Below are 26,101 nucleotides of genomic sequence, written 5' to 3' on the forward strand. Positions count from 1 at the left end.
CAGCCTAGCGGCGGACGATCTTCGTCCCAGCAGCCGGTTCCCGGCTCGCGCGGGAAAGCAGGCAGTATAGGGGCGTGACTCTTATCGATCAGCTGCCGAGCGACGCCGACCCCGACGCCCTTTTCGAGGCGTTTTCGACGTGGGTCGAGGAGCGGGGCATCTCGCTCTACCCCGCCCAGGAGGAAGCGCTGATCGAGGCGGTGTCCGGATCGAACGTCATCCTGTCCACCCCCACCGGCTCGGGCAAGAGCCTGGTGGCGGCAGGCGCCCACTTCGCCGCCCTCGCTCGTGACGAGGTCACCTTCTACACCGCGCCGATCAAGGCTCTCGTCTCGGAGAAGTTCTTTGAGCTGTGCAAGCTCTTCGGCACCGAGAACGTCGGGATGCTCACGGGCGACGCCTCGGTCAACGCGGACGCGCCGGTGATCTGCTGCACGGCCGAGGTGCTGGCGTCCATCGCCCTGCGGGACGGCAAGGACGCCGATATCGGTCAAGTGGTGATGGATGAGTTCCACTTCTATGCGGAGCCGGACCGCGGCTGGGCGTGGCAGATCCCGCTGCTCGAGCTGGACCAGGCCCAGTTCGTGCTGATGTCGGCGACGCTCGGCGATGTGACCCGCTTCGAGGAGGACCTGACCCGGCGCACCGGGCGGCCCACCTCCGTGGTGCGGTCCGCGACCCGGCCCGTGCCGCTGAGCTATGAGTACCGCGCCACGCCGCTGACCGAGACGCTGACCGAGCTGCTGGAGACCCGGCAGGCGCCCGTCTACATCGTGCACTTCACCCAGGCGGCCGCGGTGGAGCGGGCCCAGGCCCTGATGAGCATCAATATGTGCTCGCGGGCGGAGAAGGACGAGATCGCGGCGCTCATCGGGAACTTCCGGTTCACCACCAAGTTCGGCCGGAACCTGTCCCGCTATGTGCGGCACGGTATCGGGGTGCACCACGCCGGGATGCTGCCGAAGTACCGACGGCTGGTGGAGAAGCTGGCGCAGGCCGGGCTGCTGAAGGTCATCTGCGGTACGGACACCCTGGGGGTGGGCGTCAACGTGCCCATCCGCACGGTCTTGTTCACGGCGCTGACGAAGTACGACGGCCAGCGGGTGCGGACGCTGCGGGCCCGGGAGTTCCACCAGATCGCGGGCCGCGCCGGGCGGGCCGGGTTCGACACCGCGGGCTTTGTCGTGGCGCAGGCGCCCGAGCACGTCATCGAGAACGAGAAGGCGCTGGCGAAGGCCGGGGACGACCCGAAGAAGCGGCGCAAGGTGGTGCGCAAGAAGGCGCCCGAAGGCTTCGTCAGCTGGGGGCAGAACACCTTCGAGAAGCTGATCGCCTCCGAACCCGAGCCGCTCACCTCGCGGTTCAGGGTCACCCACGCGATGCTGCTGTCGGTCATCGCCCGGCCGGGCAACCCCTTCGAGGGGATGCGACGCCTCCTCGAGGACAACCACGAGCCCCGCAAGAACCAGCTGCGCCATATCCGCCGCGCCATCGCGATCTACCGCTCGCTGCTGGACGGGGGCGTGGTGGAGCGGCTCAAGGAACCCGATGCCGAGGGGCGCACTGTACGGCTGACGGTGGATCTGCAGCAGGACTTCGCGCTGAACCAGCCGCTGTCCACCTTCGCGCTCGCCGCCTTCGAGCTCCTGGACCCCGAATCCCCCTCCTATGCCCTGGACATGGTCTCGGTCGTCGAATCGACCCTGGACGATCCGCGGCAGATTCTGGCGGCGCAGCAGAACAAGGCCCGCGGCGAGGCGGTGGCCGCGATGAAGGCGGACGGCGTCGAGTACGAGGAGCGCATGGAGCGGCTCCAGGACGTCTCGTATCCCAAGCCGCTGGAGGAGCTGCTCTTCCACGCGTACGGCCTCTACCGCAAGAGCCACCCGTGGGTCGGCGACCACCCGTTGTCGCCCAAGTCGGTGATCCGCGACATGTACGAACGCGCGATGACCTTCACCGAGTTCACCTCGTTCTACGATCTGGCGCGGACCGAGGGCATCGTGCTGCGCTACCTCGCCAGCGCCTTCAAGGCCCTGGACCACACCGTGCCGGACGATCTGAAGTCCGATGAGTTCCAGGACATCATCGCCTGGCTCGGCGAGATGGTGCGGCAGGTCGACTCCAGCCTGCTGGACGAGTGGGAGCAGCTCGCGAACCCCGAGGAGGAGTCCGCGGAGGAGGCTCAGGAGCGCGCCGACCAGGTCAGGCCGGTCACCTCGAACGCGCGCGCCTTCCGCGTCCTGGTGCGCAACGCGTTGTTCCGCCGGGTTGAGCTCGCCGCGCTGGACAAGGTGGCCGAGCTCGGCGAGATGGACGCGGACTCCGGCTGGGACGAGGACGCGTGGGCGACGGCGATGGACGCCTACTGGGAGGAGTACGACGACCTGGGCACGGGCCCGCAGGCGCGCGGCCCGAAGCTGCTGCGCATCGAGGAGCAGTCCGAGCACGGGCTGTGGCGGGTGCGGCAGACCTTCGACGACCCGAACGGGGACCACGACTGGGGCATCTCGGCGGAGGTCGACCTGACGGCCTCCGACGAGGAGGGCCGGGCCGTGGTGCGGATCACCGAGGTGGGGCAGCTGTAGCCTCCCAGGCATCACGGCCCCGGAACAGGCGCGGCCCGAACAAGCGGGGCCCGGCCCGCGGCGAGCACCACCAGTGAAGGAGCACCACCGATGCCCAATCCCGCCGAGCGCCTGGTCGATCTGCTGGACCTGGAACAGATCGAGCTGGACATCTTCCGGGGCCTCAGCCCCGACGAGTCGCTGCAGCGGGTGTTCGGCGGGCAGGTGGCCGGGCAGGCGCTGGTGGCCGCGGGACGGACCACCGACGGGCAGCGCCCGGTGCACTCGCTCCACGCGTACTTCCTGCGCCCGGGGCGGCCGGGGGTGCCGATCGTGTACCAGGTGGAGCGGGTCCGCGATGGTCGTTCCTTCACCACGCGCCGGGTCGTCGCCGTCCAGCAGGGTCGGACGATCTTCAATCTGACAGCCTCCTTCCATCTTCCCGAGCCGGGCATCGAGCAGCAGCTGCCGATGCCCGAGGTGCCTGAGCCGGAGAGCCTGCCGAAGCTCGCCGACGAGATCCGCGAGCATCTCGGGGCGCTCCCCGAGTCGCTCGAGAGAATGGCGCGCCGCCAGCCCTTCGACATCCGTTATGTGGAGCGGCTGCGCTGGACGCCCAAGGAGCTCGAGGGCGCCGAGCCGCGCAGCGCGGTGTGGATGCGGGCAGTCGGCCCGCTCGGCGACGACCCGCTCGTGCACACCTGCGCACTCACGTACGCGAGCGACATGATGCTGCTGGACGCGGTGCGGGTGCCGGTAGAGCCGCTGTGGGGCCCGCGCGGCTTCGACATGGCCTCGCTGGACCACGCCATGTGGTTCCACCGGCCGTTCCGCACCGATGAGTGGTTCCTGTACGACCAGGAGTCGCCGATCGCCACCGGCGGCCGCGGGCTGGCCCGGGGCCGGATCTACGACCGGGCCGGCCGACTCCTCGTCTCCGTGGTGCAGGAAGGGCTCTTCCGCCCCGTGTAGGGAGCCGTCAGGCCGCCCGCCGCGCTCCGTCGTCCACGGACGAGGCGGTGCCAGAGCGGGAGCCTGCGAGGCCGCGCCGGAGGCGGAGCGGGCTCGCTCTCCGGTGACTGCGCCACCTCGGCCTGGCGCGGGACGGGCGGCGGGATGGGCCGCGCCCGGCGGGCGTCCCGCACACAGGAGTCCAACGCGGCCCGGCAGCGCCGGATCTCCGCGGGGTCGTCCGCCGTCACCACAACGGCCGTCACCTCCGCCGCCGGGCCGGTCCCGGCGGGCACCGGGGCGAGCCGGGGCATCAGCTCACGCACATACGCCCGCTCGGCCGGGTCGGTGACGACCGCGTCCAGCTCGGCGGGGGCCAGCACCGCGGCCCACACCGCGGCCCGCTCCCAGGGGTCATCGGTCCGGGCGAGCAGCTGCTCGACGCGGCGGCCGCGCCATCTGGCGGCCCGCTGGTCCTCCCCAGCGTCGAGTGTGGCGCGCAGCCCGGCCGGGATGCGGCCGGTCAGCAAGGCGGGCTCCCGCTCGGCGAACGCGCCGAGCTCCGCGGCCGGATACAACCACACCACGGCCCGGTACCGGTTCACATAGAACCGGACCGGGGTGAAGAAGCCACCGCGCGCCAGTCGGGTGAAGCGGCCCTGGCTGATGCCCAGCAGCTCGGCTCCCTCGGCCGTGCCCACCACGCGGAGCCGGGCGCGCAGCGCGCTCGGGAAGCCCTCGGCGGCCGCGAGCCGAAGCAGCTCCGCGCGCGCCACCCGCCGGTCCATGGAGCCCACGGCGACGGTGCACACCTCGCCCAGCTGCACGGCCAGCTCGAACTCGCCGCGCCTGAGGCCCAGCTCCCTGGCGGCCCTGTCCAACGCGACGGTCTCCGCGGCGCCGTCCGACACCGGCGGCACCGGGTTCTTCCTCTGCTTCTGACGTTCCCCCACTACCACGACGGTCCTCCCCCGCGACTGGTCAATCACCGACAGTGACGACGATAGCCGCTGAGCGAGACCGCCCGTCAGGCCTGTGGATAACCTCCGCTCAGAGCCCGCTGGGCGCGCCGCTCTCCTGTCTGGCCTCGACGCCCAAGTGCTCCCCCACCCTGTTGACCAACAGCGCCATCTCGTACGCGACCTGGCCGACATCTGCGTCCGGGCCACTGAGCACACACAGACAACTGCCGTCCCCTGCGGCCGTCACAAACAGCACACCCTCCTCGAATTCGACCATCGTCTGCCGCACCCGCCCCGTGCGGAAGTGCAGCCCTGACCCCTTGGCCAGGCTGTGTAACCCCGAGGCGACAGCGGCCAGATGTTCGGCGTCCTGCCGGACGAGCGAAGAGCTGGCGCCCGTCACCAGCCCGTCGTTCGACAGCACCAAGGCGTGCCGTATCTGAGCGATCCGCTCGGTCAGGTCGTCCAACAGCCAATCGAGCCCTTTGCTGAGTGCCATACCGTTCCTCCCCGTCCGGCCATCCACCACAGCTGCCGGGCCAGCCTTTCTCACTGCCGCGCTCCGGGCAACCCGGCCCGCCTGTCGGCGCGCCGATGTGCGCCGCTTGACACAAGATGGAGACATGGCACGGAAAATGACCAAGGATCAGTGGCAGAAGTTCCTCTCGGAGGGCACGCACACCGCGAAACTATCGACCGTGCGGGCCGACGGCAGCCCTCACATCGCGCCCGTGTGGTTTCTGCTCGACGGCGACGACATCGTCTTCAACACGGGCGAGGACACCGTCAAAGGCCGCAACATGGCCCGCGACGGGCGGGTCAGCCTCTGCGTGGACGACGGTCGGCCTCCGTTCTCGTTCGTCACCCTGCAGGGGCGCGCCGAGCTCAGCGACCGGTTGGAGGAGGTCCGCGCCTGGGCCACCAGGATCGCGGCGCGGTACATGGGGCAGGACCTCGCGGAGCAGTACGGCGCCCGCAATGGCGTCCCGGGCGAGCTGCTGGTACGGGTCCGCATCGAGAAAGTCGTCGCTCTCGCCGACATCGCCGACTAGCCGGATTCGGCCGAAACCCATCGCTCACTCAGCGCTGATAGAGGCCGACCAGCGTGCCGCTCGCGAGCTGGCTGCGGTCGACGGCGCGGTGCACCTGGTCGGCCGAGGGCTCGTCGGGGAGGACCAGCGGTTCGGGAAGGGCGTACAGTCGGAAGAAGTACCGGTGCGGCTGACCGCCCGAGGGCGGGTGCGGCCCGCCCCAGCCCTCCTGGTGGTATCCGTTGGTGCGCGGCAGGCCGCCCGCGGGTGTCTGCCCGGCGCCCACCCCGCCGCTGGCGGGGGCGATGCCGGTGACCAGCCAGTGGACGAACGAGCCGGACGGTGCATCCGGGTCCTCGCACAGCAGGGCCAGCTCGGCCGTGCCGGCCGGGACTCCGGACCAGGTCAGCGGCGGCGAGAGGTCCTCCCCGTCCTTTGTGTACCGGCGGGGGATCCGGTCGTGGTCGTCGAACGCGGCGCTGTTGAGCTCGATTCCAGCCATGACCACCCGAGTACCCGCGCCGAGGGCGGCCAAGCGGCCGCCGCCCTCGGCCGGGCACGGCCTCCACGGGCATCACAGGCGTCGCAGGCGTCATGGACGACACCGGCGGTCACGGGCGCATGACGATCTTTATCGCGCCCTCCTCCTTGCGCTGGAACATCTCGTAGGCGCGGGGCGCCTCCTCAAGAGACAGGTGGTGGGTGGCGAACCCTTCGGCCCCCAGCGGGTCCTGGTCGGTCAGGAAGGGCAGGATGTCGTCGACCCAGCGGCGGACGTTCGCCTGTCCCATGCGCAGCTGGATCTGTTTGTCGAACAGGGTCAGCAGGGGCAGCGGGTCGGCCATGCCGCCGTAGATCCCCGAGAGGGAGATGGTTCCGCCGCGCCGTACCAGCGCGATGCCCAGCCGCAGCGCCGCCAGCCGATCCACCCCGGCCTTCGCCGTGAGCTTGGCGGCCCACTCCCGCGGCAGGAATCCGGTGGCCCGCTGGGCCGTCTTTCCGATGGGGCTGCCGTGGGCCTCGGTGCCCACCGCGTCGACGACCGCGTCCGGGCCTCGGCCGTCGGTGGCGGAGAGGATGGCGTCGACGAGGTCCTCCTGGCTGTCGTACGCCCTGAGGTCGTACACCTCCACGCCGTGGTCACGGGCCCGCTCCAGCCGCTCCAACACCAGGTCCACCCCGATCACCCGGCCGGCTCCCCGGGCCTTCGCGATCCGGCAGGACATGTCCCCGACGGGGCCGAGGCCGAGCACGGCCAGCGTGCCTTCCGGCGGGACATCGGCGTACGCGACGGCCTGCCACGCGGTGGGCAGGACGTCGGAGAGATAGACGAAACGGTCGTCCGGCGGCCCTTCGGGCACCTTGATCGGCCCGTACTGGGCCTGCGGAACCCGCAGATACTCCGCCTGGCCGCCGGGCACCGCCCCGTACAGCTTGGTGTAGCCGAACAGCTCGGCGCCCATACCGTGCTCGATGACCTGGGTGGTCTCGCACTGGGTCGGCAGGCCGGAGCGGCACATCCAGCAGTGGCCGCAGGCGATCTGGAACGGCACGACCACCCGGTCTCCGGAGTTCAGGCCGGTCACCTCGGCGCCGGTCTCCTCGACGACCCCCATCGGCTCGTGACCGAGGATGTCGCCGGGGGTCATGAAGGGCGTGAGCACTTCGTACAGATGAAGGTCGGAGCCACACAGCCCGGTGGACGTGATCCGTACGATCGCGTCCGTCGGCTCTTTGATGACCGGGTCGGGAACCGTCTCCACGCGCACGTCCCGCCTGCCCTGCCAGGTCACCGCTCGCATAGCCGCGTCCCTTCACCCTCGGTTTCCCAGGAGCCCCGGGTACCCCGCGCTCTTGGGGCGAACCGGAGCGCGGGCGCCGTGCGGGCCCGGGGACGTACGGGCCCGGGGGCGTACGGCGTGAGCCGGTCAGGCGGGAGCGGCCGGGGTCTCCGGGAGGCGCGGGTGGGCGCGCAGATGCTCCTTCACCCGCTCGACGAGCCGGGCCGTCTCGGAGGCGATCAGCGCCGGGTCGGCGGTGGCCGCGCTCAGGACGGCCAGGTACGAGCCCTCGCCCGCCGCCACGACGAACAGGTTGCCGGCCCCCATCTCCACCATGGTCTGGCGCGCCGCGCCGCGCGCCCGTCGGCGCGCCGCGCCGACGGCGAGGCCGTGGAAGCCGGAGGCCACAGCGGCCAGTTGCTCGGCGTCACGACGGTTGAGCCCGCGGGAAGCGCTCACCGTCGCTCCGTCACCGGACAGTACGACGGCGTGTCGTACGTCCCCGACGCGGACCACCAGATCGTCCAGAAGGCAGTCGAGACCGTCCGGGAAGCGGGCGGCGATTCTGCGGTGCTCGGTCATGGCCGTCTCCTTCTGTCGGGAGCTGTCCCATGGCCCAGGGACGCTAGCCCGGAGGGGGCGCGCGCAGGGGGCGCATTCGGAAGATGCTGGAATTTGACAGGGACAGATGACAGAACGATCGGTCGATGCCCGAACGTGCACACTATTCGGGTTCTCACTCAGGGTTTTCCCTCAGCTTGCTTCAGATCCGGCCTGCCCGAGGAGTCAGATGAGCCACCAGCACACACCCGCCGATCGTCTGGCCGAGGTCCGGGAATTCTTCGCCCCGCGGGCCGCCGACTGGGACGCCCGCTTCCCCGACGACGGCCCCGCCTACGCCGCCGCCGTCGGCGACCTCGGTCTGCGCGCCGGGGACGCGGTGCTCGACGCCGGCTGCGGTACGGGCCGTGCCCTGCCCGCGCTGCGCGCCGCCGTCGGCCCCACCGGAACGGTCCTCGCCGCCGACGCCACGCCCGCGATGCTGGCGGCCGCGATACGCGCCGACCGACACCGGGACGCGGCGCTCGCCCTGACCGACGTCACCAGGCTGCCGCTGCGCGACGGCTGTCTGGACGCGGTGTTCGGCGCCGGGCTGATCTCCCATCTTCCCGACGCCGAGGCCGGGCTGCGAGAGCTGGCCCGGGTGGTGCGCCCCCAGGGCCGGCTCGCGCTGTTCCACCCCGTGGGACGGGCAGCGCTCGCCGCCCGGAAGGGCCGCCCGATCACCCCCGACGACCTGCGGGCCGAGCCCAACCTGCGCCCGCTGCTGGCCCGTTCGGGCTGGCGGCTCACCTCGTACGCGGACCGGGACACACGCTTCCTGGCCCTCGCGGTCCGTCAGGGCTGAGCCGATCGAGCGATGCATCGCCACTGATGCATCGCTACCGAGGTATCCCGCAGTCGAGATACAGCGCCCGTGCGGCACAATGCGCACATGCTGGACCTCGCCATCCTGGGCTTCCTCTGCGACACGCCGCTGCACGGCTATGAGCTGCGCAAGCGAATCGCCGCGCTGACCGGGCACGTCAAACCCGTGGCCGAAAGCACGCTGTACCCGGCGATCAAGCGTTTGGAGATGGCAGGACTGCTGGCCCGCGAGACACAGCCGGGCACGGGCGCCGCGCCACGGCACGTGCTGACCCTGACCGCCGAGGGCCGAGCCGAGCTCCGCCGCCGCCTGGCGGAGCCGCCACAGTCCGACATCACCGACGAGAACCGCTGGTTCACCGTGCTCGCGTTTCTGCGGCACCTGGAGGACCCGGCGACCCAGGCGAGGGTGCTGGAGCGCCGGCTCGCGTTTCTGCGGCAGCCCATGAGCTTTTTCTACGACGACGACCGGCCGCTGCCCGCCGAGGAGATCGAGGATCCCTTCCGGCGCGGCATCCTCACCATCGCCCGCGCCACCAGCCAGGCCGAACAGTCCTGGCTGCGTCGAACCCTGGACTCGCTGCGGGCGACCGGCGGCGCCTGACAGCGGTGCGGCAGACAGGCCCGGTCCGCATCCGCGCACGGAGTCTCGACGCCGAGGCTACTGGCTGGTTAAGGTGCGCCGCACAACGCATTGGGCCCCGGATTCCGATACCGCAAAGAGGAGGCTGCCGTGCCCGCCAGTGAGGAGTCGGACGACGACGCGCTGTTTGTGCTCACCGCGGTGGTGCTGACACCCGCGGGGTTCCCGAGCGTGTTGGGCGACGACTATCCCGAGGCCTGCGCCGCGCTCGGTCTCGAGCCGTACGAGGACGGGTACGGCCTGGTGCTGGGCCAGGACGGCGACGGCGCCCGATGGACGGTCGTCATCGATGACGCCTCGCTGGTCGCCTGCGCCGTCGCCGCGTGGGACTGCGGGATGGAGTACAACCTGGCCATCGACGGCCGGGCGGTGGTCGCCTCCCTCCCCGGCTGGCCGCTCGCGGTGGCCGTCTCCACGCCGGGCGTCCCCGCGCCGCACGACCCCGACCCCGGCCCGGAGGGCGGGGAGGCCGCCACGCCGCCGCTCGCCCCGCCGGACACCGAACGGTGGGGCCCGGCGCAGCGGCGGCTGGGCGCGGACGAGATAGCGCTGCAGTGGGCGCTGTGGCGCGAGCAGGTCGACAGCGACGTCACGTTCGTATCTCCCGGCGAGAAGCCGCACGGGGGCGTGCGACGCGTACTGGAGGAGGCGCGCGGATACCTGGACGCACCTCCGCCACCCGGCCGCGTCCGCTCCGCCTTCGCCTCCGGCGACGCGCGGACTTTGCGGGCCGACGGGCCCGGCTGGAGCATCGTGGCCCGCACGGATGACATCGCGTTCGTGCTGATGGACGACGCGCCGGGCGAGGTGCTGCCGGTCGGCCGCGGGCCGGAGCTGCCGGGCCTGCTGAGGGCACTGGACCAGCTGGCCGTACGACCCGGCTGAGCCGGCGTCGGGTCCGGGGCGTCGCCTCGGTCTGTGGGGGCGCCGACCCGGCCGGTGCACGGATCGCCTCCGGTGTACGGATCGCCGCCTCCCGCCGCTGGTCACCAGCGGCGGTGCGGGTCGACAAGAATGGCCGCCTCGGCCGTGTCCGGGTCGGGGTGCCCGCACAGCTCGTCGATCTCCGCCCGCCACGGGCCCGGCCAGCCGCTCCTGCCGCCCCTCGCCTTCACCAAGGCGAGCGCCGTCAGCCCGCCCAGGGCGTCGCCGCGCTCGCGCAACACGCCGACGACGGTGCGCACCGCCGCCCGCACATGCTCGTCGTCGTGATCGAACGCGAGGTAGTCGGCGAAGCGCAGGCGATCCGGCCGTTCCTGGACCAGCGAGAGATAGCGCTCCCAGCGGCCGAGGCCGGGGTCGCCCGCGCGCAGCGCGGCACAGGCCACGCTCAGCACGGCGCCGGTGGCTTCGCGGCGCAGCCCGGCGGTCAGGAGCGCATCCACTACGGCGTCGCCCTGAGCAAGTTCATCGGCCGGCTCTTGGGCGAGTCGGTTCGTGACCGCGGACCCGCAGCCGGCGAGCCGCCGCAGCGCGCCGGCGCGATCACCTCGTCCGCTCCGCCCGTCGGCGCCGGTGTCGGCGCGCGTCCGGGCGACCAGGGTCTCCAGCACACCGCGCAGGGCGACGGCCCCCTCGTCCCCTGCGACTCACCCGAGCGCGTCCACCGCGGCGCGCCACGCTTTTGACGGCCGGTTCGTGGCGACAGCGGCCGCCGTCAGCGCGCCGGTTCCTTCCTCGGACATCGCGGCCACCATGCAGTGGGGCAGCGCGGCGCAGGCGGCCCGGGCCGCCTCGTCGTCCCCGGTACGGACCACCCGGCGAGGAAGGACAAAAACGCCGAGCGAGCACGAATGCCCGCCGCTTCCGGATCGCTCACGATCACGGCCTCGCGGACGGCGGGCTCCTGCAGATGCTCCGTCAGCCGGTTGGCCACGCCCGGCGCGTCGACGCGGGCGAGGAGCGGGCGGGCGAGCACCACCCGCACGTCCCGGTGCTGCCCGGACTCGTCCCAGGCCGCGAGCAGCGCCGCGAACGCCGCGTCGCCGGGCAGCTCGGCCAGAGCGCGGGCGGCCTCCTTACGGCCACCGACCAGCGCCGACACCGAGCGCACGACGGGTGCGAGGAGCGCGACGGCCCTCAGGTCGGGCACGCCACCCAGAAGGCGCCGCACCCCTGCCATCGCCGCCCGCCCGCGCGCTCCGCCGGATCCGGCGCGGTGGAGGAGGAGAGAGAGGACGTCGGGGGCCGGACGAGCGTCGAGGACCGCCCGAGCGGACGTGTGGGGGCCGGGCGTGTGAGGCGCGCCGACGGCCGAGCCGTGCGCGTCGAGGACGGGCGTGCCCAGGACAGCGGTTTGCGGCTCCGGGGTGTCGGGCCCATCCGGTCCGGACGCGCCCGGGCCGGCAGGTCGGGAGTCGCCCATGACCCCAGCGGGCGTCTCGACACCCGGCCCGTCGCCGGGCACAGGCGCTTCCGCGACGACCGGGTCGGCCGCATCGCGGTCGGGCGTGCCGGGGGCGGGCGTCCCCGGGGTTCGTGAGGCCGGGGCCGGTGTGTCGCCGCGCGGCTGCTCGTCGGCGGGGACGCGCCGGTCGTTCGGGCGGGCGCTTGGAGGGGCGTCGAAGCACTCGCCGAGCGCCGCGCTTTCGCTCAGTGCGGTCAGCGCCGCCGCGGCCACGGGCTGCGGTGCGTTGGACGCCAGGTCTGCCAGGAGCGCCGGATCGCGCAGCAGGGCCGCCGCGTCGGCGCGTGCGCGCGGCGGGGCCTCGTCGTCGGCGGCCACCGCCGCGAGGTGAGCGGCCAGCAGGCGGCGGGCCCGCGCGGGCCACCGGCCGGTGACGGAGTGCGGCAGACGCGGCACCCAGCGGTCGGCGGGGCGGCGCGACAGCTGACCGTACAACCCGTGCCGGGCGGCGCGCAGCACGTCCTCCAACAGATCGGTGCGGCGGGCAGCCAGGGTCCGCAGCACCGGTTCCACCGTGGCGAACGACGGGGTCCACGGCGACCTGGGCACAGCGGCGCTCCCGCGTGGCGGGGGCCGCGAGCCATGCGGCGGCCGCGCGGGCGGCCGCCCCGGGATCCTCCCCGTCGAGCGCGGTGTGGCCCACCAGTGCGTCCAGTTCGGGCAGTCTGGCGAGATGGGGCGTGAGGAGTTCGGTGAGGAGGACGAGCCGGGAGGCGGGGAGGTGGTTGTCCGCCTGTCCGGTCGGCGGATCGGGCTGTCCGGTCGGCCGGCCGACCCGTGCGGCGGGACGGTCGGTCGCTCTGCCGAGGGGATCGGGGGCCGTCCCGGCCCAGATGGCCGCCGCCGCCCGGGAGTCGAGCCTCAGCGGCGCGACCGGGCCGCGACGGCGCGGGTCGCACAGCACCCGGCACAGCAGACCGGCCGCGTGTGCCGCCCGCTCGCCGTCTCCCCGGGCCGCCGCGCTCTCTGTGGTGCGGCGCAGCCACCGTTCGGCCGCGGCGACCGTGGCGGGCGTGGAGTCGCGGGAGTGGACGGTGGTCAGCACCGCGTCGCGCAACACGCTCAGCGGTACCGCGGCCAGCATCCGCGGCGGCGCGCCGGCGGCCTGCTCCAGCGCGGCGCGCCGTACCTCCTCCCTGTCGTGCCAGGCCCGCTCGCAGGCCGCCACGTTCCGCGCGAACGCCGCGGGGTCGGCGTTCAGCTCGGCGCAGGCAAGGAGCGCGCGCCAGGCATAGGCGCGTTCGTAGAGGCGGTGTCCCGTCGCCGCCTCGAGCAGGATCTGTTCGGCGTCGGCGAGCGGAGCCAGCGCGGCGAGTTGGTTGCGCAGTATCGGCGACCGGTGCGGCCGGGCCAGGGCGGGGCGCAGGAGATCCGCGCGGTCCGCCGGGTCGAGCGCGGCGAGCGCGTTGAACCGGGCCCTCCTGCCGAGGCCGCGCGCGGGGATCCGGGCTTCGACGAGGCGGCGCCGTGTGGCGGCGAGGAGCAGGGTGAGCAGAGGGTCGGGGGTGATGTCGAGCCGGTCGGGGCCGTACCAGCGGATGCCGCCGGCGCTCGCCTGGGCCGCTTCGGCCAGTTCGGCGAGTTCCTCGGGGGTGAGGGCGCGCAGTGCCCGCAGCCCGGACCGCGGCAGCGGCCCGGCAGGCAGCCGGAGGGCGGGCGTCCGCTCCGACCCGCCGCCGCGGGCGGTGTCGGCGCGGTCGCTGTCGGCACGGGCCGCGGCTCGCCGGAGGATCGCCAGCACCTCCCGAGGCTTGCGGAGCAGTGCCACCGCGCCGCGGCCGTCGATCAGCGCGGGCGCTCGTTCGAAGAGCAGCAGCCCGGCGTCGGTGTCGCGTTCGGCCACAACAGCGGTAACAGTCGGTGGCGGTGGGCCAGTCGCCGTCGGCCCTGGTCGTCCCGCGCCCGGTAGTCGGCCGCCAGCCGGGCGGCGACGGCCGCCGGGGCGGTGCGGGCAAGGGTGTGCAGAACCCCGATCCGCGGGTCGAGGCGGGGCAGCCACTCGGCCGCCACGCCGGGCGAGCAGGCGGGAAGCAGATGGGCGGCGTCGACGGGGGCCGTACGCGCCATGCGCCTGCGGCAGCAGTCGGTCGGCGAGCGCGGTACGCCGGCTGACGCGCAGCACGCAATAGGTCTCATGCCGTACGGAGCGGCTGTGGTTCAAGGCGAGTGGGGCCAGGGCCTCTTCGGGCACCGGCAGTCGGATGGCCGCGGACAGGGCGCGGCGCCGTAGCAGGGGGTCGGCGAGCGCGGCCGACACGGCATCGAGGTCGCGGCGGGCGATGGCGAGAAACAGCGCGAGGTGCCGGTCGTCCGGCTCCGGGGAGGAGTCCAGGGCGGCACGCAGGGCGGTGCAGGCGTCCGGGGAGAGCGTGCGGGCGTACCGTGCCACGGCGCTCATCCGGGCGGGGAAAGGCAACGGGTCGAAGTGCGCCCGGAGCCAGGAAGGGGTCAGCGGCTGAGGAATTTATGCGGCCATGGGCGATCACCGACAGATCGCGAGGCCGTCCTTTCCATGCGTCATGGAGGAGATCGTCGCCCTTTTCCGGACTAAGGACCGATCGAGGGTTGGCATTCAGTGGCCCGACTAGGTTGGGCGCATGACAAGCCTCGATCATCCGCAACTGTCCGGGCTGGGGCGGAACCCAACGGCCCCTCAGGACGTCCTGGTGCGCCTGGCCACACACAAGGCCGGCCGACACGGGATATCGCTGCGTCGCGGGCGGCTGGAGGACGCCGTTGTCGAGGCTCTGCTGACGCACGGCGACGACAGCACCGCGGTGGGCCTTCATGGGGACCGGATCTCCGCGGAGATGCGCCGAAGGATCGCCGAGCATCCCGATCCGGCGATCCGTGACGCGTACACAGACTTTGTCCGCGACATGGTGGACCGCAAGGTGACGATCGGCATCGATGGCTTGGAGGAAGCCTATGGCCAGCCTCGAACGGCACTCGCCAGCGCGCCGAGTCCGAGCCTGCGCGCCGCGGTCGCGCGAGCCTGGTATGACCGGCCTCTCACTGTGCAAGTGGGACTACTCGCCGACCCGGATCCGCAGGTCCGTGCAGCCGCCACCGAGCACAGGCAACCAGGTGTCCCGCCCGAGTGGAGGGAGCGTTGCCTTGCCGACCCTGCCGTGCGCGTCAACGTGGCGTGCTACGTCCCGCTCACGTCGGAGCAGTTTGCGCAGCTCATGCAGAGCGAGGAAGAGGAGGTTTATCAGGCTGTCGCCGGGAACCCTCACCTTTCGGCAGAGATGGTTGCCCGGCTACTGGGCATCGACGACCCGCTTGTGCGGGTCGCGGTGGCGCAGAGTCGCCATGTGGACGCCGAAACCCGGGACCGACTGTATGCGCTCGTAGAAGCCGAACGCGCGGACGGAAGCATTGAGGCCGAGGTGGCTCTGCGCTGGAACTTCGCCGAACCGGACTGGCTACGCGAAGCGCCTCTCAACGAGCGGATGACCTACCTGGACTGCCAGTACACGACGTTCCGGCGCGTACTGGCCTCCTGCCACGACCTACCTGAAGAAGCATGGCGCCGGCTGGACAACGACCCGGAACTCGCAGTCCGCCGTGCTGCCGCCCGCCGGCCGGACACACCACCGGAAGTCCTGGAAGGGCTGGTACGAGCACACGGCGACGTATTCCACATCCGACCGCTACTCGTCGACCACCCCAACTTCCCCCGTCACATGCTGCGCACGTTCATTGACGAACCAAGCCCGAACGTGCGCTACCTCGCCCTGCAGGACCCAGAACTACCCGTGCCAGACCTTCAGCAACTCGCCGCCGCTGCCGAGTCCTTCCTACGCCGCGGGGTCGCCCGTCACCCCAACATCACGGACGCGCTGCTGGAGCATCTGCTTTCAGACCCCGACCCCCAGGTCGCCGACGATGCCGCTGCCAACTCCGCGCTGCGGCCGACCCAGATGTATCGAATCCTCAGCGCTGCCGGCTTGTGACTCCACGAGAGGCTCAGGCCCGGGCCCCGTGTTCTCCCGGTTCTCGCGGAGGCGGCGGTGCGGGGTCGGTGAAGACGGGCATGCCGAGGTCGACCAGCTGCGGCCGGCCGTCGGCCGGGGCCCGGCTGAGACTGTTGAGCTTGGCGGTGGCGGCGTCGAGGCTGACCTGGAGTCCTTCGACTTCGCCAAGCCAGCCGTGGCCACGGGCTTCGCGGATGCGTTCGCGGAGGTTCTGGATAATCTCGATGAGGCGCGGTCGTTGGCGGGGGTCGATCTGGAGGACAGGGCAGCGGATGCAGGCGTGTTCGTGCTTGCAGGGGGTTCCGTCGGGCCGTCCACAGGTGCCGAGGGAGACCTTGCGCAGCTCGAAGTGCTGCTGGAAGTCGCGCCACTCCTGCTCGGTGGGCTCGCGGTACTCCTCCTGGGGCCGGTCGGCCCTGCGCCGGTCCAAAAAGCTGCGGTAGGTCCGCACCAGGTCGTCCTGGAAGACGGCGAGATACGCCTGGGTGGTGGTCAGCGTCTTGTGGCCGAGGATGCGGGCAGCGATGTGGACGGGCAGGCCCCCGGTGGCTGCGAGGGTGCGGTCGAGGAAGCGTTTGATGCTGGTCTCGTTCAAGCCTTGGGCCTGCCAGTAGGGCCGGCGCTGGAAGAGGTGGGGGAGCTGCGGGCCGGTGACGCGCTCGTGGTGGTCGTAGCGGGCGACCAGTGGGATCTTGCCGTCGTGACGAGCAAGAGACGTTCCTCGTTGCCTCTTGGACGGCACGATCTGGAGCAGCGGGACGATCTCGCTGGTGTCGGGAAGCTTGTAGGAGACCAGGGCGAGATGGGTCAACTCGGTCAGTTCCTCAGCTCGGACACTGGTGTGGCGGAGGGTTTCGATGGCTGCCCAGGCCCAGAAGGCGTCGTCTTCGACGACGCTCTGGTTGATCCGGCGGCCGGTGCTGCCGACCTCCTTGATGTAGATGTACTGGGAGCCGTGGTCCAGGCGGCTGGGGATCTGGTTGACCTTGGGCAGGATGCGCAGGTAGCGGGCGCCTTCGTGTTCGAAGACCTCTTCGAAGGGGGTGGCGCGGGCGGCTTCCAGCAGCGCGGCCGTTTCGCGTCGGACGCCCTCGGCGGTCTCCACCAGAAGCGGCAGATGGGGCAGGCGCAGGGTCTCGATGCCGGGATGGTGGGCCTCGATGTCCGCCCAGAAGACGCCCGCCAACTCGCTCACCAGCCCGCGGAAGGTCCCGTAGTCGACGCCCGGGCGGCGCTCTTCGAGGTAGCGGACCAGCATGTCGCGGATGAGCGTGGACTGGAGGGTTGTAGGCATCGCCCAGTTCCGCGGTGGGCCGCTGGCCGTGCCGCAGCGCGTCCTTGAGGGTGTCCTTGGAGTCAATGACGCCGATGCCGCGCAACAGGTCCCAGGCGGGATGGGTGCCCACATAGGCTTCGCCTCGGTCGCGGCGGGCGACAGCCCGCAGGTGGAAGATGTCTTCGCCGGTGAGTTCTTCCAGGTCACGTCCGGTGTGCAGGATGATCGCGGAGATCACCCGTAGGCCCTCGTCGATGTGCCGGGGTGTTATGCCGAGTTCGACCCCGTACTCGCGCATGCGGTCGAGTCGGCCGACGGGGAACATCCGCTGGACGTCCTTGAGTAGCGTCAGAGCCTTGAAGCGGCGGAGGAACCCGTGGCGAGGCAGCACAATCTTGCTGATCATGAGGCTGTTCAGGCCCAGGAGGATTTCGCTGCGCCGGGATTCTTCGCAGCGTGGGTCGCCCTCGGTCAGGGCGCCGAGCCACTCCTTGCCGCGGTCGGCGTCGGCGGTCAGCGTGCCTGCCAGCCCTCCCCGGGGTGGGTCAACAGCCAGTCGAGGATCTTGGCCGCCCCGGCAAGACGCCGGGTCCCGGGAGCGACTCCGCGGCTGTACGTTCTCTGCGGCCAGGCCGGCAGGGTGGGCAGTAGGGCGAGGACCTCGTCCCGGCTGAGCCGGTCGTGCGGGCCGATGCGGTCCTCGTCAGCCTTCAGGTCGTGCTCGACGAACAGCCGCCGTGGCGGCGTCGGGCCGGTTCCGGCTCGTCGAATCGAGTTGGCGCGGCGGGGTGCCTGGCGGGTCATGTCGCACCCTCGCTGAACAGCACGTCCAGGTCGCTCGCGTCGTAGCCCACTGCGACAGGTGGGGCGGGGCGCTTCGCCCGTTCCTTCGGCTCGACAAGGTGCTCTTGAACGCGTCGGATGACCTGTGACTCTTCTTCCACCAGGTAGACGCCGGCCGTCGTACTCAGATGGGCGTGGCCGAGGATGGTCTGCACGTCTCGCAGAGACAGGCTCTCGTCGCGGGCCATGCGCAGGGCGGCGGTGTGGCGAAGGTCGTGCATTGACCAGTTCGTGCCCAGCAAGGCGTTGACCCTGCGGAACACGGCGCGCAGCGCCTCGTAGTTCATGGGCTGGTAGGCCAGCCCTTCACCGTGGTCCCGGCGGCGCAGGGTCCGCCACAGTGGGACCTGGGGATCGGCCGGCGGTCCCTCGGTGAGGTAGAGGCGGGTCCAAACGAATGCCTCCGGGCTGGCCGGCAGCCACTGCTCGGCCAAGGTGCCCTTGCGCACGACCCGCATGAGCTGGTCACCCCGGTCGAGGTCGACTCCGCGGACGCCCAGGAGCTCGGACGCGCGGGCGCCGTTGCTGACCGCCAGCGCCAGGATCGCCCGGTCCCGGTTCGAGCGCAGGGCCCGGAACAACTCGTTCCACCGCTCGTCCGGCATCTGCCGGGGCCCGCGCCGGGGAACCTTTGGGTTGTAGCGCAGCCGTCCCTCGCCCCGTCGGAAGGGCTCCAGCGGGTTGTGATGAGCATGCGGCCGGCGCCGGTCGGACCGCGCCAGCGGCGCCGGGTTGACCAGCGGTCCGCCGCCCGACTCGATCCAGAATTCGTAGAAGCTCGCAGCACCGGCGTTGCTGTGCCGAATCGTCCGCGGCTTGTAGCGGTCGTCAAGGTATGTCTTTCTCGTGATCGGATTCGTGGTCCCCGCGGTCGACGCGGAATGTGTACGCGCCGACCTGCGCGGCTTCGTCGCGGCCCTGAGCCACAGCACGAAGTCCCGAACCTCTGCCGAGGTCGCGCGGTTCCACTCGACATCGGCCACCCGCAGCCACCGCCACCAGCGCAGCAGGTCGTAGGCGTAGCTGCGCACGCTGCCGGTCCGGTTGTCCCGGGCGATGAAGTCGATCAAGAACCTGCGGACTGGTTGCACGACCTTCCGCTCCTCGTCGAAGACCAGCCAGGGCACGACACCTGGGTCCGTAGCCACGCGCCTCCAGCGCGGGAGATGGATGGCGCGGACGTCACGGGATCGGGATACGCAACGTCTATCGACTAGACCAAGCGGGGGATGCGCACCTGCCCGGCGTTCCTTCCGTAGTCCGGTCAACGACTCGGTGCCGGCCAACGGCACAAGTCATTTACGGAAGGCCCGACCCCGGATCGCTGGACCGCCAGGCCACCGGGCCGAGGGCGGCGGGGGCACGGGGGCGCCGGGTCGACCGGGTCCTCACGGCACGGTTGGACGGGGTCCGGGTGACACCCGCGATCGGTGTTGCGCGGTCACTCCCAGGCGCGTGCACCCTGGACCCCGAGCCCGGCCGACGGTCCGGTTCGCTCCGCCACACGGTGTCCCGCCGTCTCCCGCTGCGCCCCTGCCCCGCCTTGCCGCATCCCTTCTCTGGTTTCCATCGGGGAATTCGCCGTCAGCCGCCGCGGCCGCGGTCAGCGCCCCAGTTCCTTGCGCGACACCCGGCGCAGTCTGCGCCGCTGGGAGGGGTCGAGCAACAGGTATGCCAGCGTGGGAACACCGACGATCACCAGGACCGCCGCCCAGAACGGCAGCAGCTGACACAGCAGGATCACTCCTATCGCCGCACCCCCGGCGACGGCCACAGCGCGCTTGGACATCTCCCTCTGCCTCCTTCACGGCTCATGCCGCTTCACTCCTGTCAACGGACACCGGCGGCGTCCGGTTCCTGAGTGCGAACGATCCGGGTGAGGTGCTTCACACAGGACGCCCGCCCGGGCGGGCCACTCGTCGGGTACCCTCGGCCGCTCCCGCTAGTCAAATTTGAGGAATGCGTCAGCTCCGTGACACCACCCACCGTGGCAACGGCCTCCGAGATCGCCGAACTCAGCCGCTGTACCGCCGTCTTCCTCCCCGCCGACCCGGCGCGGACCGGACGCGTCGCCTTCTGGCGGACTGACGGCCAGGAACCCACCGGCCCGGGTACCACCGAAGAGATCACCATCGTGGTCCCGGCCCTCTCCGACGGGGACGACGGGGAGCCGGGCGTCGGTACCCGTGCCGTACGGGCCCTCGTCCTGCCCCTGGCCGAGGCGCTTCCGGTGCTCAGCCGCGCCCGGGCCCGCGCCGCGCACGACCCTTCCCCCCAGGCCGATCCCACGGCGGCCTTCTGGGGCGCCGCCGCGGTGCTCGCCCTGCAGCTCGCCGCCCGCAGAAGGCTGCTGCCCGGGCTCACGGCCACCGACCACGACGCGTGGCCCGTCGGCCCGCTCGCCCACGAGGATCTGCGGCCGGTGCGCGACCTGGCCGCCGCCACGCCCCCGGCCGCACACGCCGTGCCCCTGCCCGGCACCGATCCGGTGCGCCTGCCGGAGCCGGAGCGGCACGTCCGCGCGTTCCTCGACGCGGTCGCCGACGGACTGCCGCGCTCGCCCGCGGCGGCCCTGGCCGCCGGCGGGCCGGCCTTCGCCGCGGCCGAGCCTCGGCGCCTGCCCGAGCAGCGGGCCTGGGCGGCGGATCTCGCCGCCGGGCACGGCGCCGGTGTCCGGCTGTCGCTGCGGATCGAGCTGCTGGACGCCGACCTCACCGGGGGCGGCGAGAAGGCCCCGTCCGGTCCCCGCTTCCGCGCCGTCCTCCAACTCCACAGCCTGGCCGACCCCGCCCTGGCGGCAGACGCCGCCGAAGTGTGGGCGGGCACCTCGGCCGCCGCCGCTGCCCTCGGTCCGCGTGCCCGTATGGACGCGCTGCTGACGCTGCGACGGGCCGCCCGCGCCTGGGCGCCGCTCGCACCGCTGCTGTCCGCCGCCGTCCCCGAGGCGCTCCACCTCGCCGACGAGGAGGTCATCGAGCTGCTCGGCCCGGCGGCCGGGAACCTGGACTCCGCGGGAGTCCAGGTCCACTGGCCGAAGGAGCTCGCGCGGGGGCTGACCGCGCGTGCTGTCGTCGGCCCGCACGGCGGTGCCGAGGGCGAAGGGCCGGGCCCCGCCGGATCCGCGATGCCCTCGTATCTGTCGGCTCTGTCGGCCGACGCGCTGCTCCGCTTCAGCTGGCGGTTCGCCGTCGGCGACCAGGAGCTCACCCGGGCGGAGCTGGACCGGCTCGCCGAGGCCGCCCGCCCGGTGGTGCGGCTGCGTGACCGATGGATCGTCATCGACCCGGCGGCGGCCCGCCGGGCCCGCGGCCGCAAGGACCGCGACATCACCACCGCCGACGCGCTCGGCGCCGTCCTGACCGGCCGCGCGGAGACCGAGGGCACCGGGGTCGAGGTGCGGGCCGCCGGCTGGCTGGCCACGTTGCGGGACCATCTCGCCGACCCCGAGGGACCGCGGCACGGGCCCGTCACCCAGCCCGCGAGCCTGGCCGCCACCCTGCGCGACTACCAGCTGCGGGGCCTGGGTTGGCTGAGCCGGATGACCTCGCTCGGCCTCGGAGGCACGCTCGCCGACGACATGGGTCTTGGCAAGACCATCACGCTGATCGCCCTCCACCTCCACCGCCAGGCCGTCCCCGAGGCCGCCGGCCCCACCCTCGTGGTCGCCCCCGCCTCCCTGCTGGGGAACTGGCAGCGCGAGATCGAACGGTTCGCGCCCGGCACCCCGGTGCGCCGCTTCCATGGCGCCGCGCGCACCCTGGCGCAGCTGGCGGACGGGGAGTTCGTCCTCACCACGTACGGGACGATGCGGCTCGACGCGCGGCGGCTGGCCGACGCGGTGCCCGGGGCTGGGGCCTGGTGGTCGCCGACGAGGCACAGCACGTCAAGAACCCGTACTCGGCGACCGCCAAGCAGCTGCGCACCATCGGCGCCAAGGCGCGCGTCGCGCTCACCGGAACCCCCATCGAGAACAACCTCTCCGAACTGCGGGCGATCCTCGACTTCCCTGTCAAGTCAGCATGTTGAGTCGTCAAGGTCCGGCATCCTGGCCGCACACGGCGGCGGGAACATTACCCAACTCGCCGCGTCACACAACCGGATCACGACGACCGCCGGTGTCCGCATTTGGAATGCAGGCCAGCCCCGTCCCGGCCTGTGACGCGACCACGAACCTTTCCCTGGATTCACTGCTTTTCCCGTGCACGGGAAAGTATCACCGGCATTCAAGGGAAACGACGGAATGCATGACACGAAGTGCGGTCAGCCGTAAGGACATAGACGCAACAAGTAAGTCAAGACTTACCTTTAGGGAACTTTGGCCGTATGGTGCGGCTCGAATCGAAGGAGTCCCTTGTTGTCAAACACAAATGATTCCGCCGTGCGTGCGGTTGAATCGGAGCAAGGTTACGTGTCCTCATTGTATGAGCTGCTCACCGAGCGGCTTTCCGAGGCGCGAGCGAACCGGGCGAGTGTGCTGAAGGCCCCGGCGGACAGCGCCGGCGAGGCGTACGAGAGAGAGATCGCCGCCGACCGCCTGACCAAGGAGATCGGCCGGCTGGAAGGCGCCGAGAAGGGGCTGGTCTTCGGGCGCATCGACTGGACGGACGGCACGGCCCTGCGCATCGGGCGGATCGGACTGCACACGGAGGAGGACGAACTGCCGCTGCTCGTGGACTGGCGCGCGAACGCGGCGCGGCCCTTCTACGAGGCGACACCGGGCCACCCGATGGATCTGCGGCGGCGCCGGCACCTGCGCCTCGAGGAGCGCACGGTCGTCTCGGTGAGCGACGAACTGCTCGACGGGACCGCCCCGACCGACGAAGACGTCGTGGGTGACGGCCCGTTGACCGAGGCTCTGTCGGCACGGCGTACGGGCAGGATGCACGCGGCCGTCGCGACGCTGCAGGCCGAGCAGGACGAGATCGTCCGCTCCGCCCACCGCGGGGTGACCGTGGTGCAGGGCGGGCCCGGCACCGGCAAGACGGTGGTCGCCCTGCACCGGGCGGCCTACGTCCTGTACGCGTTCCCGCGCGCCGCGGAGGAAGGCGTCCTCGTGGTGGGCCCCAACACCCGTTTCCTCGACTACATCTCCCAGGTCCTTCCCTCGCTCGGGGAGAACGACGTCGATCTGACGATCTGTCAGGAACTGGCCGGAGTGTCCCCGGACGCAGTGGACCCGTTCGACACGGCGCGCCTCAAGGGCGGCCTGGACCTCGCCGACGCCCTGGCCGGCCTGCTGCGAGACCACCAGGCCCCCGCCGGTGACTTCACCGTCCGGGTCGGGCAGGAACTGGTCCACCTGTCCGAGAAGGAGGTCGCCACTGCACGCGCCGCCGCCCTGGCGGCCGCATCCGGCCACAACCCCGCGCGCCAGGCGTTCAAGGAACTCCTGGTCGACGCCGTCACCGACGCGATGCAACGGGACATGGGCGACCTCCTGGAGCAGATCGACGCCGACGCCGAGCAGATGACGGGCCTGAACCTAGACCGGTTCACGGGGGTCGCCCAGCGCCGTGCCGAGGGCGCCGCCGACCCGGGTCCGGTCCACGAGCTGGACCTGGACGCCATCGGGGCCGATCTCCTCGACGACGCCGGTGTCGACCGGGCGGTCGAGGCGCTGTGGCCGAGGCTGGTACCCGGCGACCTCGTGAAGGCACTGCTGACGGATGCCGATGCCCTGGCCGAGCGCCTGCCGACCCTGACCCCGCAGGAGCGGTCCCTTCTCCTGCGTGCCCCGGACGCCCCGTGGACCGATGCGGACGTGCCGTTGCTGGACGAGGCGGCGAGCCTGGTCGACGGCCCGCCCGAGCGGACGTACGGGCACGTCGTCGTCGACGAGGCGCAGGAACTGACCGCTATGCAGTGGCGGATGATCGTCCGCCGCTGCCCGGCGAGGGCGATGACGCTGGTGGGTGACTTCGCCCAGTCGGGCCCGGCCACGACGGCACGCGACTGGAAGGAAGCCCTGAGTCCGCATGTCGGGACGCGGTTCAGACTGCACGACCTGACGGTCAGTTACCGCACCACGCAGGAGATCCTGGAGAGCGTCCGGGACCTGCTCGCGCGGATCGCTCCGGACCAGCGGCCCACACGGTCACTGCGCAGCGGTGAGAGCCCGCGCACCGTGACCACACATGGGGACGGGTTGGTCACCGCCGTCGTGGAGGAACTGCGCGCCCAGAGCACCGCGCAGCCGGACGAACTCCTGGGAGTGATCTGCGCGGACACCCGGGTGAGCCAGTTGACGGCTCACGGCATCGCCGACCACGCACGCATCGTGCCCGCGTCCGAAGCACGTGGCCTCGAGTTCGACGGGGTCGTCGTCCTGAACCCCGAGGAGATCATCACGGCCCGCCCCGGCGGGGAGAGGGACCTGTACGTGGCCCTGACCCGGGCCACCAAGCGCCTGTGCACCATCACCACCCAGCCCGCATGATGGCGCGGCGCCCGCGTGGTCGCCGCGGGCGCACAAGTGCCCCAACGCGCCGTCAACGTACGGACTGGTGTAGCCCTGGCCTCCCTGCTCAGCCTGGTGTCCTGCCGTCCGGCGTGCGTCGTCCAACGAGGGAGCCGGCTAACGGGTCCCTGCAGACTGAGACCGACGGAGTCTGCGACCTGTTCTACCCGTCCGAGGGGTTCGCCTCGGACGGGTAAGGCTTGTCCCGCAATGTCGGACAGGAGTGTGAGTGAGGTTTTCTCGGGCACTCGTGCACACTCGCATGCACACTGGAGATCACAAAAAAGGCCCGCGACCGGCATTCCTGCTGGTCACGGGCCTTTCATGAAAGTAGCCCCGACGGGTCACGCAGCAGATGGATGCTGGACGTGCCGCTGGTCATCAGATCCGTTTGCTCGCTGGACCGATCTGTCGCATGAGTACCGGTTCGCGGTTCGCTTCGGGCGAGCGTGAGTTCTGCCGACGAGGCCGGCGGGGCCGCCAGGCCGGCCTGAACGTCAGTGCGCCGGTCAGTCGATGCCTTCGACGATGCGGAAGTCGCGCTCGACGCCGTCGGAAAGGACGACCAGCGCCTCCTGGTATGCCGCGCTCTCGCGTGCCGCGACCGCCTGTTCAAAGGTGTCGAACTCGACCAGGACGGTGCGCTCGGCGATTCCGGCGTCGTGGGCGACGACCCGACCGCCGCGGACGAGCGTCCGCCCGCCCCAGGGCTCGACGGCCAGACGGGCCAACTTGTTGTAGGCGGCTAGCTTCTCGGGGTCGGAAATGGTGCGGTAGACGCTGACCCAGTAGCCCTTGGCCATGGAAACCTCCTGTGTTCGGACAAGCGTGCCAGCCTTCGAGTCGCCACTCAGATTGATCGGCCCCGGCGACGGATCACCGGGCATGTCAGAGGGCGGTTCGCAAGGGACTGGCTGATTGTGGTGTGCTGTTGAGATAAGACGATGTCTCAGTTGGCGATGGAGCCCTGCCTACAACTCGTGCCAATCGCTCAGTTCACCAGGCATCCCTGTCTGGATGAAGTCGTGAACATGTCCCGCCCAAGCCGTCCTCGCTCTACATCTGGCCAGCTCAGCGTGGAGTCGGAAAGGGCTCACGGCGCCGGGAACGGGGCGCCCCAGGGCTCTTCCTCCAGGAGGAGCCCGTTGGCCAGGCAGCTGATGGCTCGGTACCAGCCGGCCAACACGAGGAACTCCAGGAATTGGGCGTCTTCGTAGTGGACGCCCCGGGAATCCCAAGCGGGTTGTGAGAGTTGTGCTGTGTCGTGCAGTTCGTCGACGGCGTTGAGCAGTGCCGCATGACGAGGCGGCCACGCGGTGTTGGCTGCGACGTCGATGTCGGTGGTGGCCTGGAGCTGTTCCCGGCTCAGTCCGGCCTGCTGGGCGAGGGTCGCGGCGTGTGCCCCCCCATTCGTAGGCGCAGCCGGTGCGCGCGGTCACTCGGGCGATGATGATCTCGCGGTCGATGGCGGGAAGATGTCCGTGGCCCAGCAGGCCGGCCCCCAGGGCGAACATGCGTGAGGCCGGTTCCGGGTTGCGGTGCAGTACCCGGAACAGTGTGAGCGGCTCGTGTGTCACGCCGGGAGGCATCCATCGGCGCAGTGCCTGGTCGATGGGCGCGGGATATGGCGGGGTGAGCGGTTCGATGCGTGGCATGGGCACTTCCTGCTTCGGTTTTCGAATCACTATGATGCTTCGAAACTCGAAGCGCAAGGAGTGGGCATGGAAGCCAGAACGCCTCGGCCGGGCTCACCGGTACGAGGGTCCGATTCAGGG

At 71.5% G+C, this 26,101-nt stretch carries 24 protein-coding genes and 1 pseudogene; 11 read left to right on the top strand and 14 right to left on the bottom strand.

Annotated features, from left to right (window positions below):
* Positions 1-74: 74 nt before the first annotated feature.
* Both PV419_RS18955 and PV419_RS18960 read left to right on the top strand, forming a co-directional pair.
* Complete coding sequence (locus tag PV419_RS18955) at positions 75-2,588, top strand: DEAD/DEAH box helicase (RefSeq protein ID WP_319690462.1); 2,514 nt, start codon at positions 75-77, stop codon at positions 2,586-2,588.
* Positions 2,589-2,678: 90 nt separating this feature from the next.
* The gene (locus PV419_RS18960) at positions 2,679-3,539 is read left to right on the top strand and encodes an acyl-CoA thioesterase II (RefSeq protein WP_319690463.1); all 861 of its coding nucleotides are present in this window, start codon (positions 2,679-2,681) and stop codon (positions 3,537-3,539) included.
* On the opposite strand, the gene PV419_RS18965 is transcribed toward PV419_RS18960, so the two are convergent.
* Entirely contained in the window at positions 3,476-4,471 is a 996-nt protein-coding gene (locus tag PV419_RS18965) for a DUF6397 family protein (RefSeq protein WP_319690464.1), read from the bottom strand. The genes PV419_RS18960 and PV419_RS18965 overlap by 64 nt on opposite strands.
* A gap of 97 nt (positions 4,472-4,568) precedes the next feature.
* The gene (locus PV419_RS18970; RefSeq protein WP_319690466.1) at positions 4,569-4,979 is read right to left on the bottom strand and encodes a roadblock/LC7 domain-containing protein; all 411 of its coding nucleotides are present in this window, start codon (positions 4,977-4,979) and stop codon (positions 4,569-4,571) included.
* A gap of 124 nt (positions 4,980-5,103) precedes the next feature.
* Here PV419_RS18970 and PV419_RS18975 point away from each other — a divergent pair, with 124 nt between their 5' ends.
* Positions 5,104-5,532, top strand: a complete 429-nt coding sequence (locus PV419_RS18975) for a PPOX class F420-dependent oxidoreductase (protein WP_319690468.1) — start codon at positions 5,104-5,106, stop codon at positions 5,530-5,532.
* Between the two features lie 28 nt (positions 5,533-5,560).
* Here PV419_RS18975 and PV419_RS18980 read toward each other — a convergent pair whose 3' ends face one another.
* The 3 genes from PV419_RS18980 to PV419_RS18990 all read right to left on the bottom strand — a co-directional run bounded on the left by PV419_RS18980 (position 5,561) and on the right by PV419_RS18990 (position 7,874).
* Complete coding sequence (locus tag PV419_RS18980) at positions 5,561-6,013, bottom strand: YbhB/YbcL family Raf kinase inhibitor-like protein (RefSeq protein WP_319690469.1); 453 nt, start codon at positions 6,011-6,013, stop codon at positions 5,561-5,563.
* Positions 6,014-6,122: 109 nt separating this feature from the next.
* Entirely contained in the window at positions 6,123-7,313 is a 1,191-nt protein-coding gene (locus PV419_RS18985; protein WP_319690471.1) for a zinc-dependent alcohol dehydrogenase, read from the bottom strand.
* 126 nt (positions 7,314-7,439) lie between these two features.
* A complete protein-coding gene (locus tag PV419_RS18990) occupies positions 7,440-7,874 on the bottom strand; it encodes a roadblock/LC7 domain-containing protein (RefSeq protein ID WP_319690473.1) in 435 nt (144 codons plus the stop codon).
* A gap of 208 nt (positions 7,875-8,082) precedes the next feature.
* Here PV419_RS18990 and PV419_RS18995 point away from each other — a divergent pair, with 208 nt between their 5' ends.
* From PV419_RS18995 to PV419_RS19005, 3 genes are all read left to right on the top strand, one after another.
* The gene (locus PV419_RS18995; RefSeq protein WP_319690474.1) at positions 8,083-8,700 is read left to right on the top strand and encodes a class I SAM-dependent methyltransferase; all 618 of its coding nucleotides are present in this window, start codon (positions 8,083-8,085) and stop codon (positions 8,698-8,700) included.
* Between the two features lie 87 nt (positions 8,701-8,787).
* Complete coding sequence (locus PV419_RS19000; RefSeq protein ID WP_319690476.1) at positions 8,788-9,324, top strand: PadR family transcriptional regulator; 537 nt, start codon at positions 8,788-8,790, stop codon at positions 9,322-9,324.
* Positions 9,325-9,453: 129 nt separating this feature from the next.
* A complete protein-coding gene (locus tag PV419_RS19005) occupies positions 9,454-10,248 on the top strand; it encodes a hypothetical protein (RefSeq protein ID WP_319690478.1) in 795 nt (264 codons plus the stop codon).
* Positions 10,249-10,349: 101 nt separating this feature from the next.
* Here the strand turns inward: PV419_RS19005 and PV419_RS19010 are convergent, their stop codons facing one another.
* Both PV419_RS19010 and PV419_RS19015 read right to left on the bottom strand, forming a co-directional pair.
* On the bottom strand, positions 10,350-10,916 hold the full coding sequence (locus PV419_RS19010) for a hypothetical protein (protein WP_319690480.1): 567 nt from the start codon (positions 10,914-10,916) through the stop codon (positions 10,350-10,352).
* Positions 10,917-11,020: 104 nt separating this feature from the next.
* Complete coding sequence (locus tag PV419_RS19015) at positions 11,021-12,319, bottom strand: hypothetical protein (protein WP_319690482.1); 1,299 nt, start codon at positions 12,317-12,319, stop codon at positions 11,021-11,023.
* Positions 12,320-12,603: 284 nt separating this feature from the next.
* Between PV419_RS19015 and PV419_RS19020 the strand changes: the two genes are divergently transcribed.
* Positions 12,604-13,005: a hypothetical protein gene (locus tag PV419_RS19020; protein WP_319690483.1), complete on the top strand. Its 402-nt coding sequence runs from the start codon at positions 12,604-12,606 to the stop codon at positions 13,003-13,005.
* A gap of 550 nt (positions 13,006-13,555) precedes the next feature.
* On the opposite strand, the gene PV419_RS19025 is transcribed toward PV419_RS19020, so the two are convergent.
* Positions 13,556-13,837, bottom strand: a complete 282-nt coding sequence (locus PV419_RS19025) for a hypothetical protein (protein WP_319690484.1) — start codon at positions 13,835-13,837, stop codon at positions 13,556-13,558.
* A 530-nt stretch (positions 13,838-14,367) separates the two neighbouring features.
* On the opposite strand from PV419_RS19025, the gene PV419_RS19030 reads away from it, so the two are divergent.
* Positions 14,368-15,729: a hypothetical protein gene (locus tag PV419_RS19030; RefSeq protein ID WP_319690486.1), complete on the top strand. Its 1,362-nt coding sequence runs from the start codon at positions 14,368-14,370 to the stop codon at positions 15,727-15,729.
* A gap of 13 nt (positions 15,730-15,742) precedes the next feature.
* Here PV419_RS19030 and PV419_RS19035 read toward each other — a convergent pair whose 3' ends face one another.
* On the bottom strand, positions 15,743-17,044 hold the full coding sequence (locus PV419_RS19035; RefSeq protein WP_319690487.1) for a hypothetical protein: 1,302 nt from the start codon (positions 17,042-17,044) through the stop codon (positions 15,743-15,745).
* Here PV419_RS19035 and PV419_RS19040 point away from each other — a divergent pair.
* Positions 17,016-17,270, top strand: coding sequence for a hypothetical protein (locus PV419_RS19040; RefSeq protein ID WP_319690489.1), 255 nt, complete (start codon positions 17,016-17,018; stop codon positions 17,268-17,270). The genes PV419_RS19035 and PV419_RS19040 overlap by 29 nt on opposite strands.
* A 269-nt stretch (positions 17,271-17,539) precedes the next feature.
* Here the strand turns inward: PV419_RS19040 and PV419_RS19045 are convergent, their stop codons facing one another.
* The 3 genes from PV419_RS19045 to PV419_RS19055 all read right to left on the bottom strand — a co-directional run bounded on the left by PV419_RS19045 (position 17,540) and on the right by PV419_RS19055 (position 19,658).
* Positions 17,540-17,830, bottom strand: coding sequence for a hypothetical protein (locus PV419_RS19045; protein ID WP_319690491.1), 291 nt, complete (start codon positions 17,828-17,830; stop codon positions 17,540-17,542).
* Positions 17,827-19,017 carry a tyrosine-type recombinase/integrase gene (locus PV419_RS19050; protein ID WP_319690492.1) on the bottom strand — a complete coding sequence of 397 codons (1,191 nt, stop codon included), beginning with the start codon at positions 19,015-19,017 and terminating at the stop codon, positions 17,827-17,829. Before PV419_RS19050 ends, PV419_RS19045 begins: the two co-directional genes overlap by 4 nt.
* 455 nt (positions 19,018-19,472) lie before the next feature.
* Positions 19,473-19,658 (bottom strand): hypothetical protein, encoded by a 186-nt coding sequence (locus PV419_RS19055; RefSeq protein ID WP_319690493.1) that lies wholly within the window; start codon positions 19,656-19,658, stop codon positions 19,473-19,475.
* 183 nt (positions 19,659-19,841) lie between these two features.
* On the opposite strand from PV419_RS19055, the pseudogene PV419_RS19060 reads away from it, so the two are divergent.
* Both PV419_RS19060 and PV419_RS19065 read left to right on the top strand, forming a co-directional pair.
* Positions 19,842-21,874: pseudogene (locus tag PV419_RS19060) on the top strand (DEAD/DEAH box helicase); the annotation flags it as partial.
* 403 nt (positions 21,875-22,277) lie between these two features.
* Positions 22,278-24,305, top strand: coding sequence for an AAA family ATPase (locus tag PV419_RS19065; RefSeq protein ID WP_319690495.1), 2,028 nt, complete (start codon positions 22,278-22,280; stop codon positions 24,303-24,305).
* Positions 24,306-24,835: 530 nt separating this feature from the next.
* Here the strand turns inward: PV419_RS19065 and PV419_RS19070 are convergent.
* Positions 24,836-25,129: a DUF1330 domain-containing protein gene (locus PV419_RS19070; RefSeq protein WP_319690496.1), complete on the bottom strand. Its 294-nt coding sequence runs from the start codon at positions 25,127-25,129 to the stop codon at positions 24,836-24,838.
* A gap of 168 nt (positions 25,130-25,297) precedes the next feature.
* Positions 25,298-25,981, bottom strand: a complete 684-nt coding sequence (locus tag PV419_RS19075; RefSeq protein WP_415925343.1) for a carboxymuconolactone decarboxylase family protein — start codon at positions 25,979-25,981, stop codon at positions 25,298-25,300.
* Between the last annotated feature and the right edge of the window lie 120 nt (positions 25,982-26,101).

The organism is Streptomyces sp. ME19-01-6, assembly GCF_033793745.1.
Taxonomy (GTDB): domain Bacteria; phylum Actinomycetota; class Actinomycetes; order Streptomycetales; family Streptomycetaceae; genus Streptomyces.

Coding starts and splice junctions, on each gene's coding strand:
- PV419_RS18960 (WP_319690463.1), top strand. CDS start 2,679: ATGCCCAATCCCGCCGAGCGCCTGGTCGATCTGCTGGACCTGGAACAG.
- PV419_RS18970 (WP_319690466.1), bottom strand. CDS start 4,979: ATGGCACTCAGCAAAGGGCTCGATTGGCTGTTGGACGACCTGACCGAG.
- PV419_RS18975 (WP_319690468.1), top strand. CDS start 5,104: ATGGCACGGAAAATGACCAAGGATCAGTGGCAGAAGTTCCTCTCGGAG.
- PV419_RS18980 (WP_319690469.1), bottom strand. CDS start 6,013: ATGGCTGGAATCGAGCTCAACAGCGCCGCGTTCGACGACCACGACCGG.
- PV419_RS18985 (WP_319690471.1), bottom strand. CDS start 7,313: ATGCGAGCGGTGACCTGGCAGGGCAGGCGGGACGTGCGCGTGGAGACG.
- PV419_RS18990 (WP_319690473.1), bottom strand. CDS start 7,874: ATGACCGAGCACCGCAGAATCGCCGCCCGCTTCCCGGACGGTCTCGAC.
- PV419_RS18995 (WP_319690474.1), top strand. CDS start 8,083: ATGAGCCACCAGCACACACCCGCCGATCGTCTGGCCGAGGTCCGGGAA.
- PV419_RS19000 (WP_319690476.1), top strand. CDS start 8,788: ATGCTGGACCTCGCCATCCTGGGCTTCCTCTGCGACACGCCGCTGCAC.
- PV419_RS19020 (WP_319690483.1), top strand. CDS start 12,604: ATGGCCGCCGCCGCCCGGGAGTCGAGCCTCAGCGGCGCGACCGGGCCG.
- PV419_RS19025 (WP_319690484.1), bottom strand. CDS start 13,837: ATGGCGCGTACGGCCCCCGTCGACGCCGCCCATCTGCTTCCCGCCTGC.
- PV419_RS19030 (WP_319690486.1), top strand. CDS start 14,368: ATGACAAGCCTCGATCATCCGCAACTGTCCGGGCTGGGGCGGAACCCA.
- PV419_RS19040 (WP_319690489.1), top strand. CDS start 17,016: ATGAGCGTGGACTGGAGGGTTGTAGGCATCGCCCAGTTCCGCGGTGGG.
- PV419_RS19035 (WP_319690487.1), bottom strand. CDS start 17,044: ATGCCTACAACCCTCCAGTCCACGCTCATCCGCGACATGCTGGTCCGC.
- PV419_RS19045 (WP_319690491.1), bottom strand. CDS start 17,830: ATGACCCGCCAGGCACCCCGCCGCGCCAACTCGATTCGACGAGCCGGA.
- PV419_RS19055 (WP_319690493.1), bottom strand. CDS start 19,658: ATGTCCAAGCGCGCTGTGGCCGTCGCCGGGGGTGCGGCGATAGGAGTG.
- PV419_RS19070 (WP_319690496.1), bottom strand. CDS start 25,129: ATGGCCAAGGGCTACTGGGTCAGCGTCTACCGCACCATTTCCGACCCC.
- PV419_RS19075 (WP_415925343.1), bottom strand. CDS start 25,981: ATGCCACGCATCGAACCGCTCACCCCGCCATATCCCGCGCCCATCGAC.